The sequence below is a fragment of the Halobellus rarus genome (genome assembly GCF_024494595.1).
GTDB lineage: Archaea > Halobacteriota > Halobacteria > Halobacteriales > Haloferacaceae > Haloquadratum > Haloquadratum rarum.
Genome location: NZ_JANHDI010000008.1, coordinates 212,127 through 224,384 on the forward strand (window position 1 = coordinate 212,127; position 12,258 = coordinate 224,384).

Annotated in this window: 9 protein-coding genes; all 9 read left to right on the forward strand. The window is 68.2% G+C overall.

Annotated features, from left to right (window positions below):
• Positions 1 to 93: 93 nt before the first annotated feature.
• The 9 genes from mfnA (at position 94) to NO876_RS10890 (ending at position 12,215) form a co-directional block, all read left to right on the forward strand.
• Positions 94 to 1,197 (forward strand): tyrosine decarboxylase MfnA, encoded by a 1,104-nt coding sequence (mfnA, locus tag NO876_RS10850; RefSeq protein ID WP_256421687.1) that lies wholly within the window; start codon positions 94 to 96, stop codon positions 1,195 to 1,197.
• Between the two features lie 68 nt (positions 1,198 to 1,265).
• Positions 1,266 to 3,410 (forward strand): methionine--tRNA ligase, encoded by a 2,145-nt coding sequence (gene metG, locus NO876_RS10855; protein WP_256421688.1) that lies wholly within the window; start codon positions 1,266 to 1,268, stop codon positions 3,408 to 3,410.
• A gap of 108 nt (positions 3,411 to 3,518) precedes the next feature.
• Positions 3,519 to 5,285: a pyruvate kinase gene (gene pyk / locus NO876_RS10860; protein WP_256421689.1), complete on the forward strand. Its 1,767-nt coding sequence runs from the start codon at positions 3,519 to 3,521 to the stop codon at positions 5,283 to 5,285.
• A 50-nt stretch (positions 5,286 to 5,335) separates the two neighbouring features.
• Positions 5,336 to 5,668, forward strand: coding sequence for a DUF7312 domain-containing protein (locus tag NO876_RS10865; RefSeq protein ID WP_256421690.1), 333 nt, complete (start codon positions 5,336 to 5,338; stop codon positions 5,666 to 5,668).
• Between the two features lie 300 nt (positions 5,669 to 5,968).
• Positions 5,969 to 7,150, forward strand: a complete 1,182-nt coding sequence (locus tag NO876_RS10870; RefSeq protein WP_256421691.1) for a restriction endonuclease — start codon at positions 5,969 to 5,971, stop codon at positions 7,148 to 7,150.
• A gap of 85 nt (positions 7,151 to 7,235) precedes the next feature.
• Positions 7,236 to 8,960 (forward strand): histidine kinase N-terminal 7TM domain-containing protein, encoded by a 1,725-nt coding sequence (locus tag NO876_RS10875; protein WP_256421692.1) that lies wholly within the window; start codon positions 7,236 to 7,238, stop codon positions 8,958 to 8,960.
• A gap of 34 nt (positions 8,961 to 8,994) precedes the next feature.
• Positions 8,995 to 9,660, forward strand: a complete 666-nt coding sequence (locus NO876_RS10880; protein ID WP_256421693.1) for an NfeD family protein — start codon at positions 8,995 to 8,997, stop codon at positions 9,658 to 9,660.
• A 76-nt stretch (positions 9,661 to 9,736) separates the two neighbouring features.
• Entirely contained in the window at positions 9,737 to 10,909 is a 1,173-nt protein-coding gene (locus NO876_RS10885; protein ID WP_256421694.1) for an outer membrane protein assembly factor BamB family protein, read from the forward strand.
• Between the two features lie 73 nt (positions 10,910 to 10,982).
• Positions 10,983 to 12,215 carry an SPFH domain-containing protein gene (locus tag NO876_RS10890; protein ID WP_256421695.1) on the forward strand — a complete coding sequence of 411 codons (1,233 nt, stop codon included), beginning with the start codon at positions 10,983 to 10,985 and terminating at the stop codon, positions 12,213 to 12,215.
• Positions 12,216 to 12,258: the final 43 nt, after the last annotated feature.

Here is a 12,258-nt window from a genome sequence, read left to right on the forward strand (position 1 = left end):
CACGGACGGGCTGTCGATTCCCCGATCGTTGCGGCCGAGAGACGCCTCCGACAGAACAGAATGCCTAAGCGCTACCGGGAAGTACCGAACGCTATGCAGCGGGCGGCCCCGCAGACGTTCGACCGCGTCCTCTCTTCGATGTGCACGGAGCCGCATCCCGCGGCGCGCGAGGCCGCCGAGCGGTTTCTCGCGACGAATCCGGGCGATCCGGCGACGTACGCCGAGGTCGGGGAACTCGAAACCCGGACGGTGACGATGCTCGGAGAGTTGGCCGGCCTCGGATCGGATCGCCCGAACGAGGCCGAGGTGCGGGCCACCGCCCGCGACGGACCGCCGCACGGCTACGTCACGAGCGGCGGGACCGAAGCGAACATCCAGGCGGTCCGGTCCGCGCGGAACCGCGGTGACGCCGCCGAACCCAACGTCGTCGCGCCCGAGAGCGTTCACTTTTCCTTCACGAAGGCCGCCGAGGTCCTCGGCGTCGAGCTGCGGACGGTCCCGACCGACGCCGACCACCGCGCGGACGTCGACGCCGTCGCGGCCGCCGTCGACGAGGGGACGGTCCTGGTCGTCGGCGTCGCGGGCAGCACCGAATACGGCCGGGTCGATCCGATTCCCGAACTCGCCGAAATCGCCCACGAAACCGGCGCGTACTGCCACGTCGACGCCGCGTGGGGCGGCTTCCTCCTCCCCTTCACCGACCACGAGTGGCACTTCGGGCACGCCCCGATCGACTCGATGACGATCGACCCCCACAAGTGCGGGCGGGCGGTCATCCCCGCCGGCGGCCTGCTCTTCCGCGAGCGCGCGGGGATGGACGCGCTGGCGGTCGATACTCCCTACCTGGAGTCCGCGTCGCAGGCCTCGCTGACGGGAACCCGAAGCGGCGCGGGCGTCGCCGGCGCCGCCGCCGCGATGGAGGCGCTGTGGCCCGACGGCTACCGACGCGAGTACGAGCGCGCCGACGGACTCGCGGGCTGGTTCGCGGGCGAACTCCGGGAGCGCGGCTTCGACGTCGCCGACGTCGAACTCCCGATCGTCGTGGTCGACCTCTCCGCGAGGGCCTTCGATGCCCTGAGAGACCGCGGGTGGCGGCTCTCACGCACCGAATCCGGCCTCGTTCGGATCGTCGTGATGCCGCACGTGACCCGGGAGATGCTCCGCGAATTCCTGGCGGACCTCGACGGGACGAGATAGCGGCTCCCCGCCCCGACCGGCCGCTCCGAATCAGCGGGATTTTGGTGCCGCCGCAGAGAGTGGTCCCTATGAGCCACGAGGACTTTCCCACCGAGAAGCCGGCGGTGGTGACCTGCGGGCTGCCGTACGCCAACGGCGACCTGCACATCGGCCACCTCCGGACGTACGTCGGCGGCGACATCTACAGCCGCGCGCTGAAGCGACTCGGCCAGCAGACCGCGTTCGTCTCGGGGTCGGACATGCACGGGACGCCGGTCGCGGTCAACGCGGCCGAGGAGGGCGTCACGCCCGAGGAGTTCGCGCTCCGTCACCACGAGACCTACGAGGCGACGTTCCCGAAGTTCGACGTCGAGTTCGACAACTACGGGCACACCCACGACGCGACGAACGTCGAGACGACACAGGAAATCGTCAGCACGCTCGAGGCGGAGGGCTACGTCTACGAGAAGGAGATCCCCATCGCCTACGACCCCGACGCCGACCAGTGGCTCCCCGACAGGTTCGTCGAGGGCGCCTGCCCCTACTGCGGCGAGCACGCCCGCGGCGACGAGTGCGACGAGGGCTGCGGCCGCCACCTCGAACCCGGCGAGATCGAAGATCCCGTCTCGACGATCACGGGTAACCCAGCCGAATATCGAAACAGAGAGCACAAGTTCTTCGCCGTCTCCGACCTCCAGGAGTACCTCGGCGAGTTCATCGACCGCCTCGAGGGCACCTCGAACGCCCAGAACCAGCCCCGCGAGTGGATCGAGGGCGAACTCCAGGACTGGTGTATCACCCGCGATATGGACTGGGGCGTCGACTACCCCAGCGACGACGATCTGGTCCTCTACGTCTGGGTCGACGCGCCGATCGAGTACATCTCCTCGACGAAGCAGTACACCGAACGCGTCGGCTCCGACGTCTTCGACTGGGAGGAAGCCTGGCGGGGGACCGATACGAACGACGCCGGTCAGGCGGTCGACGGCGGCGAGATCGTCCACATCATCGGCCGCGACATCATCCAGCACCACACCGTGTTCTGGCCGGCGATGCTCCGCGGCGCGGGCTACGTCGAGCCCCGCGCGGTGATGGCCTCTGGGTTCATCACGCTCGAGGGCAAGGGCTTCTCGACCTCCCGGGACCGGGCCGTCTGGGCCGACGAGTACCTCGAGGAGGGCTTCCGCCCCGATCTGCTCCGCTACTACCTCGCGACCAACGGCGGGTTCCAGCAGGACGTCGACTTCTCGTGGGGGCGCTTCCGCGAGCGGGTGAACAACGAACTCGTCGGGACGGTCGGCAACTTCGTCTACCGCTCGCTGCTCTTCGCCGCCCGCGAGTTCGGCGGATCGCCCGACGTGGACCTCTCCGACGACGTCCGCGAACGGATCGAGACCGCTATCGAGGAGTTCCGGACGGGCGTCAACGACTACTCCGTCCGAGACATCGGCGAGGCCGGCGTCCGACTCGCCCAGTTCGGCAACGAGTACATCCAGCGCAACGAGCCCTGGAAGCTCGACGACGACGATCCCGAGAAGGCGCAGGTCATCCGCGACTGCGTCCAGATCGCGAAGGCCGTCGCCGTGCTCTTCGAGCCGGTCACGCCCGAGGCGGCCGAGAACCTCTGGGACGACCTCGGCGAGGCCGGCGACGTCCACTCCCTGGGCGTCGATGCCGCGCTCGACGATCCCGTAGGGGAGTTCGGCGAACCGACCGAGCTGTTCGAGAAGATCCCCGAGGAGCGCGTCGAGGAGCTGAACGAGAAGCTCGAAGCGCGGGTCGCCGCGGCGAGCGGGAGCGACGAAGGCGACGCCGACGCTGACGAAGGCGACGCCGACGCTGACGAAGTCGACGCGGGCGACGCCGACGAACTCGCAGGCGACGAGCCAGCCGCCGACTTGGAACCGATCGCCGACGAGCGCATCAGCTTCGACGACTTCCAGGAACTCGACATCCGCGTGGGCGAGATCGTCGCCGCCGAGGGGGTCGAGGGCGCGGACAAACTCGCGAAGCTGACCGTCGACATCGGCGTCGAGGAGCGACAGATCGTCGCGGGCATCAAACAGCTCCACGACGTCGATTCGCTGCCCGGCACGAAGATCGTCGTCGTCGCCAACTTGGAGAAGGCCGAACTGTTCGGCGTCGAGTCCAACGGGATGCTGCTCGCGGCGGGCGAGCAGGCCGACCTGCTCACGACGCACGGCGACGCCGAACCGGGTACGAAGATCCGATAACCGTAGGACCTGTCCGTCGATCGGTCCTCGCCGGATCAGAGACCTGCATCTCGGCCCCCGCCGCACCTATCGTCGGCCTTTTTAACTCGGTCCCGAGTAGGCATTGCTATGAGAAGAGCGAAGATCGTCTGCACGCTCGGCCCGGCGTCCGACGACGAGTCCACGATTCGGGCCCTCGTCGACGCCGGGATGAGCGTCGCCCGGCTCAACGCGAGCCACGGGACGCCGGACCACCGCCGGGAGGTGATCGACCGCATCCGCGCGGTCGACGACGTGACCGAGGAACCGCTGGCCGCGATGGTCGATCTCCAGGGGCCGGAGGTCAGGACCGCGCCGCTGGAGGAGCCGATCTTCCTCGAGACCGGAAGCGAAGTCCGGTTCGCGGAGGGCGAGGAGGCGACCCCCGAGACGGTCGGACTCTCGTACTCGATCACCGCCGCCCGGGCGGGGGATACGATCCTCCTCGACGACGGGCGGATCGAGGCCACGGTGCTCCGCGTCGACGACGACGGACTCGTCGCCCGGATCGACTCCGGCGGGAAACTGGGCGGGCGGAAGGGCGTCAACCTCCCGGGGGTCGACCTCGACATCGACCTCATCACCGAGCGCGACCGGACGGAACTCGAAGTCGCGGCCGAGACCGAGGCCGACTTCGTCGCCGCCTCCTTCGTCCGCGACGCCGAGGACGTCTACACGATCAGCGACGCGCTCGACGAACTCGGGGTGGACATCCCGGTCGTCGCGAAGATCGAGCGCGCCGGCGCGGTGGAGAACCTCGACGAGATCATCGACGCCGCCTACGGCGTGATGGTCGCTCGCGGGGACCTGGGCGTGGAAATGCCCCTGGAGGACGTCCCGATCATCCAGAAACGGATCATCCGCAAGTGCCACGCCACGGGCACGCCGGTCATCACGGCGACGGAGATGCTCGATTCGATGATTCACGCGCGGCGACCGACCCGCGCGGAGGCCTCCGACGTCGCCAACGCGGTGCTGGACGGTACCGACGCGGTGATGCTCTCCGGAGAGACCGCCATCGGCGACGATCCGGTCCGCGTCGTCGACACGATGGACCGCATCGTCCGGCAGGTCGAATCCAGCGACGAGTACGCCGAGGGGCGAGAGCAGCGCATCCCGACCGCCGACGGCGACTCCCGGACCGAGGCGCTCGCCCGCTCGGCGCGGTACCTCGCGCGCGACGTCGGCGCGAGCGCGATCGTCGCCGCCTCCGAGTCCGGCTACACCGCGCGGAAGACGGCGAAGTTCCGCCCCGGCGTTCCCGTCGTCGCGACGACCCCGAACGACCGCGTCCGCCGGCAACTCGCGCTCTCGTGGGGCGTCGTCCCGAAGTACTCGTCGTACCGCGACGGCATCGACGAGATGATGGAGGACGCCGTCGACGCCGCGCTCGACGCCGACGTCGCGCGTTCGGGCGACACGCTGGTCGTCCTCTCGGGAATGATGACCGAACTGGAGGACACGAACACGACGAATATGCTCAAACTCCACGTCGCCGCCGAGACCGTCGCCACCGGGCGGAAGGTCGTCGGCGGCCGCGTCGCCGGTCCGCTGGCCGTCGTCGACGACGGCGACCTCTCGGCGGTCCCCGACGGGGCGATCCTCTCGCTGCCCGCGCACTTCGAGGGCGAGTTCGAGGGCGATACCTCGAAGATCGCCGGCATCATCGACGCCCGTCCCGGGATGACGGGCTATCCGGCGCTCGTGGCGCGCGAACTCGGCATCCCGATGATCTCCGGCGCGCCCCTTCCGCGGTCGCTGGCGGACGGGACGACCCTGACCCTCCACGCCGAGCGGGGCGTCGTCTTCGAGGGCAACCTCATCCGATACGGTGATCGACGCGGAGCGAGCCCGTAGGTCGGGTTCCAGGCGGCAGGTCTTTTCGGGCGCGGGACGTACGACCGACGATGACTGATTCGCACGACGACCGACGGCGAACGGCGTCTGAGACTGACGCCGCCCGAAACGGCAGCGCGCCGCGGGCCGAGGTCGAGAGGGACCACGACGTCTCCCGGGCCGAGACCGGTGAGACCTCCCAACAGGAGAGCGCCCCCGGTGACAATCGCGACAGCGACGCCGACGGAGCCGACGCCGCGGTCGCGGTCGAGGACCTGGATCCGCGATTCCGCGAACCGATCGAGCCCGAGAGCCCGGCGGCGGAGAACGCGCTGTTCGTGTTCCTCGGCGTCCTCGGGACCGTCGGGTTGCTCGCGAGCGCCGTACTGCCCGGACTACTCTGACCGTCGGCGCGTCCGATCCTGCGTGTCTCCCCGACTCTCGGCCCGCCCGACTCCCAGTCTCCTACCGACCGTTCGGTTATCAGTTCTGATGGTTTGACCGCAGTGTTTTATGCCGATCGGGGGGTAGCTGAGAGGGAAAACCGTCTCGCCGATGTCTCACCCCGCCACTGTCACCGCTCGCGAAACAGCCGCCTTCCATCCCGCCGGGGACGCGACGCTAGCCTCCGGCATCGGCGCCGAATACGTCGCAGACGAGACGATCGCTTCCCGGATCCCGGAGTGCGAACGGAGTGATCACCCGTGATTCCGGAACTGGAGCCCGACGAGTTCGTCTCGTTCCTCGCCGACCTGTGGGAGGCCCGCGGTTGGGAGACGTCGGTCCGCGAACGGGCCGACGAGACACATTTCGTGATCGGCAAGCGCGGCGACGGCAAGCGCGGGATCATCTACGTCTTCCCGACGGCGACGGCGACGGTGACCGAACGGCACCTGAAGCAGTTCGTCGGCTTCTGTCGGAAGCGCGGCGTCGACGTCGCCGTCGTCGCGACGCAGGGCGCGTTCGCGGAGGGGGCCAGACGGATCGCCGGCCAGCGGAGCGTCCACTTGCTGAACCGCTCGGCGCTCGCGAACACGGTCGAGGAGGGCGGTTTCGAGGACGTTCTGGGGGCCTATACCGAGACGAGCGGCATCGACGCGGTCGTCGAACGACTGGAAGAACTCGGCGTTCCCGTGCCGGCCGCGCTCGTCGAGCGCGTCGCGGCCGTCGGGGCGGCGCTGGGTTCGATCCGCGAGCGGTTCGACCGCGGTGACGGCGGTGACGACGGAGTGTCCGACGCGGCCGGCGGGACCGATACCACGGATAGCTCCTCCGACGACGGGCCCACCGACTCGGGTTCGAGCCGTCTCGGCGCGCTCCGATCGCGTCTCGGCGGCCTTTCCGCCCGGTCGGTCCCCGCCGTGGTGATCCCGCTGGTCCTCGTCGTCGCGTTCGTCCTCGGTGCGACGATGGGACCGGCCGTCGGTCTCGGCAGTCCGCTCGCACTGGGTGGTAACGGCGGCACGGACGTTTCCGCAGTCTCGACGGCCGGCGCGAACGCGACGGTCGACGTCCGCTGGAACGCGAAGACGACCGGATCGTTGACGGTCAACGGGACGACGTACGACGCGCCGGACGAACAGCAGTTCCTCCTGGTGCGGATGAACGTCACTAACAGGGAGGCAGAGCCGACGCAGTTCGGCCAGTCCGCTCTGGCCGTCGACGTCGCCGGCGACCGGTACGCCCACCAGCCGCTGGACGGCGTGACCGGATTCCCGAGCGCCGGTCTGTTCGCCCCGGAGGAGACCCGCGAGGTCTGGACGGTGTTCGCCATCCCCGAGAACGGGACGAGCGCGACGCTCCTGACGACCGACGAGACGGGCGTGCGGTTCGTCCACGACACCTCGTTGACGCCGGAAGCGACCGTCGAGTCCGAGAACGAGTGACCGCCGATCCGCGGCCTGCCTGCGCCGAACGGGGATCAACAGGAACGTAATTTTTTACCACCGACGGTCCTCGGGAGTGATACACGTGCTCTCCGCCTTCCCGTGGTTGGCGGCCGCGTCGTTGGCCTCGGGAATCGTTTCGCTGGGGTTTATGCGGTACCTCTGGCCGTACCGGAACCGACTCGGCGGCCGGTTCTTCCTCGCCACGATCGGGTGTGAGGCGCTCTGGTCGCTCTCGTACGGACTCGCCCTGTTCGTGTTCGACCCGGCACTGCGTGAGGCCTTCGAGGTGCCGATCTGGATCGCCATCAACTTCATCGGGGTGTTCTTCCTCGCGTTCGCGCTGGAGTACACCGGCCGGGGACACATTCTCCGGTCGAAGGTGATGGGCGGCGTCGTCGCCCTGCAGGCGCTCCACACCCTCGTCGTCGTCACCAACCCGCTGCACCGCATCGCGTGGAGCGACTACACCGTCGAACCGACCCACGGACTCGCGACCGTCGTCTACGCGCACCAGCCGTGGCTGTTCGTCAACGCCGCCGGCTTCGTCCTGATGATCGCGGTCGCCTCGTTCCTGCTGGCGGACACGGTGTTCAGCTACGGGCCGCTGTACCGGACCCAGGCGGCGGCCATCGCCGTCTCGCCGATCTTCCCGGGACTGCCGTTCCTGCTCTGGCTGGCCGAGGTCGGCCCGATGCCGCCGCTGAATCTCACGCCGCTGCTCTTTCCGGTCCACCTGGCGTTCGATATGTACGCGTTCTTCTCCCGGGATCTGTTCGAGATGGTGCCCGCGGCCCGGCGCGTCGCCGACCGCGCCGCCATCGACAACCTCGGCTCCGCGGTCGTCATCGTCGACAGCGGCCGACGGATCATCGAGTGCAACGACGAGGCGAGCCGGCTGCTCGGCACCTCTCGGGACGACGCGCTCGGTCGGCGGTTCGAGACCTGTTTCGACGACGTCGACCTCGACGGCGATAACGAGCCGATCACCCGACGGCGAGGGGGCAGAAAGCGGACGTACGCCGTCGCGACGTCGCCGCTCACGGGCTCCGCCGGTGCCGCCGTCGGCGACACCATCGTCTTTCAGGACATCACCGAGGAGCGGCGGCGCGAACAGCGCCTCGCCGTCCTCAACAGGGTGCTTCGGCACAACCTCCGGAACGACCTGAACGTCGTCACCGGATACCTGGAGATGGCCGAAGAGCGCGTCGACGACGAGGACGTCCGGGAGATGCTCGACGTCGCCGCCGAGAACACCGCGGGGGTCGTCGAACTGGGAGAGAAGGCCCGCCACATCGAGCGGGCCCTGGACGCGGATGTGGACGACCCCGACACCGTCGAACTGCGACCGCTCCTCGACGAGATCGCCGAGGACCTCTCGGGTGCGGAACCGGACGCCGAGGTCGTCGTCGACGTCGGCGGCGACGCGACGCTCCGGGCGACGCCGTCGCTCCTGGAGACCGTCTTCGAGAACCTGCTGGAGAACGCGCTCGAACACGACCCCTCTGACGCCCCGCGGGTGACCGTCCGGGTCGCGGACGTCGAGACGGAACCGGGATTCCTCGCGGTCGAAGTCGCGGACGACGGCCCGGGGATCCCCGAGCACGAACTCGCCGTCCTCGACGAGACCGAGGAGACGGCCCTCGAACACGGGAGCGGACTGGGGCTGTGGATCGTCAAGTGGGGCGTCGACTCCCTCGGCGGTACCGTCGATTTCGAGGTCACGGAGTCGGGGACGCGCGTGGTTCTGAAACTTCCGGCAGCGTCCGAGGCGGCCGCCTCTCACGGCGAAGCGGGCCACGAAGCGTAACAACCCTTAATCGTCCGCCAGACCTACGGCGCGTATGCTCGAAAGTGCGCTCTCGACCGCCCTGCAGCTCTCGATCCCGCCGGAGACGCTGCCGTTGCTGCTCGTCGTCGCCGGGATCGGACTCAGCGTCCTCGAAGCGTTCGCACCGGGCGCGCACTTCGTCGTGCTCGGCGTGGCGCTGTTGGCCGCCGGGCTCGTCGGGCTCGTTTTGGGGCCGCTGGCGTCCCCGATCGTCCTCGGCGTCCTCGTCCTCGTCTTCGGGGCGCTATCGCTCTACGGCTACCGCGAACTCGACATCTACGGCGGGAAGGGATCCGGTCAGACGAGCGACTCGGCGAGCCTCCGCGGGCGGACCGGCCGGGTCACGGAGCGCGTCACGCCCACCGACGGCGAAGTGAAACTCGACGACGGCGGCTTCAATCCGTTCTACTCCGCTCGGTCGGTCGACGGCGAACTCGCGGAGGGGACCGAGGTCGTCGTGATCGACCCCGGCGGCGGCAACGTCGTCACCGTCGAGTCGCTGTCGACGAACTACGACGAGATCGACCGCGAACTCGACCGCGGCCGGGACGAGGAGATCGAACGGAGGGACGACGCGGGGACGGAACGGGGGGACGACGAGGAAATCGAACGGGACGACGAACGCGAGACCGGGGATGGCGGCGAGCGGGACATCGAATCCGAGACGGAGCGCACCTGACAAACCGCCGGACGCCGGCGTCGAACGCGAGCGTTCTTGCACAACATCTATCATACCGCCACCGGCTTCTGCACATATGTCCGAACACGTCAGCCGCCGAAGATTCCTCCAGGGTGCCTCGCTGGGCGCTATCGGCGGCGTCAGTGGCTGTTTACGGCTGACTGAGTCCACGGCTGATACTCCGGCCTCCCGATCGGCGGACGCCCCCGACACCGGGGCCGCTCCCGACGCGGGGACGGCCGCGCAGCGCGAGACGTCGTCCTCGTCGTCGTTCATCGCTCGGGAGAGCTGGACGCTGGACAAATTCGGCAGCGACATCGTGACGTACGACGGGACCTTCTACCTCTCGACGTGGGTCTCGAAACAGATTCTCGCCGTGCAGCCCGACGGAACGATCGAGTGGGAGACCGACCAGCTCGGGAAGTTCAAGCGCGACTCGTTGTCGGTGACCGAGTCGACGATTTTCGGATGCGGGTACGGCGGGCAGCTCACCGCGGTCGAGCGGTCGAGCGGGACGCCGCTGTGGAACTTCACGGGCGGGAAATACGATTCCTGGAGTACGAAGCCGCTCGTCACGGACCAGTACGTCATCTGCGCCAACTGGGGTGATACGGCCGAGACCGACGACGACTACGTCGTGTACGTCCTCGACCGCGGGTCCGGCGAGGTGGTCGACACCATCGAGTACACGGGGCTCAGATCCCGTATCGAATCGGTCGGACGAATCGGGGGGAACTTCTACGTCGGTACGTCCAACTTCCTCGACCTCTACGCGCTCGATACGCGGTCGGAAGTCGCCTCGCACGACGAACACCTGTACGGGACTGGCTACGTTCGCGACGGCGACCTCTTCGTCGCCACCGACGACAACGTCTACCGCTACCGCCTCACCGGGTCGACGCACGAGCTGCTCTGGGGGACCACCCTCCGCGGTTCGGTCGGCGACCTGCTCTTCACCCCCGACGGGATACTCGCCAACGGGGAAGCGGGGATCTTCAACGTGAGCTACGACGGCGAGCAGCAGTGGTGGGGGAAGATGGACGCGTACACCGACCGACCTGCGGTCGTCGAAAACCACGTCTTCGCCCTCGACAACTATCACCAGCTGCGCGTGTTCGATCTCGGCTCCGGCGACCGCCTCTCTGAGGCCACGCTCCCGTCGGAAGGACTGCCACTCGCACCGCTCGCGAGCGTCGACCGAACGCTTCTGGTCGGGCTCGAACCGCTGATCGCGTACGACGTCCCGTAGCTGTCGTCTGGTCGCAACCGCGGCGTTAGTTCCTCGGGCCAACGCTTATGAACGCGACACACCAAACCTCGGTATGGCATTTGGTCCCGTTTCGCTGCAGACAGGCATCGGTATCCCGACGGTCGGGATCCTCGTGCTCCTCCTCGCGATCGTCACCGTCTACCAGATGGTCGAGATCGTCGACGCCTACGAGAAGAAGGCGCTGACGGTCTTCGGGGAGTACCGGAAGCTCCTGGAGCCGGGTATCAACTTCATCCCACCGTTCGTCTCGCGGACGTACCCGTTCGATATGCGGACGCAGACGCTCGACGTCCCGCGGCAGGAGGCGATCACGCGCGACAACTCGCCGGTGACCGCCGACGCCGTGGTCTACATCAAGGTGATGGACGCGAAGAAGGCGTTCCTCGAAGTCGACGACTACAAGCGCGCCGTCTCGAACCTCGCGCAGACGACGTTGCGGGCCGTCATCGGCGACATGGAACTCGACGACACGCTCAACAAACGGCAGGAGATCAACGGCCGGATCCGTCGCGAACTCGACGAACCCACAGACGAGTGGGGCGTCCGCGTCGAGAGCGTCGAGGTCCGGGAAGTGAACCCGTCCCAGGACGTCCAGCAGGCGATGGAGCAGCAGACGTCCGCCGAGCGCCGCCGGCGCGCGATGATCCTCGAAGCGCAGGGCGAACGGCGCTCCGCGGTCGAGCAGGCCGAGGGTGAGAAGCAGTCGAACATCATCCGCGCGCAGGGCGAAAAGCAGAGTCAGATCCTCGAAGCGCAGGGTGACGCCATCTCGACGGTTCTCCGCGCGAAGTCCGCCGAATCGATGGGCGAACGCGCGATCATCGAGAAGGGGATGGAGAGCCTCGAGACGATCGGACAGGGCGAGTCGACGACGTTCGTGCTCCCGCAGGAGCTCACCAGCCTCCTCGGCCGCTACGGCCGCCAGCTGACCGACTCCGACGTGCAGGAGTCCGCCGGCCTCGACAGTCTCGAATTCGACTCGGAGACCCGAGAACTCCTCGGCCTCGACGACATCGAGGAGATCCTCGGCCAGATCGACCAGGCGACGGAGATGGACGTCGAGGAACTCGAACAGGAGGCCGAGGCGATCAAGCAGGGCGGCGGCACGGACATCAAGAGCCCCGACGAGGTGATCAGTGAGGCGGACGGTGCCTCGTTCACGGAGCCTGACGAGGTCGTCGGCGACGCCGAGGCGGAAACGACGACTGACGCCGGCTCCGACTCGGACGACGGCGGAGACGGCCAGGAGGATTCCGACCCCGCCGTCGAGACCGAGCGCGAGTAAGTGTAAATCGTCTCACAGTCCTCTGCGATACCGTTCTGAAGCG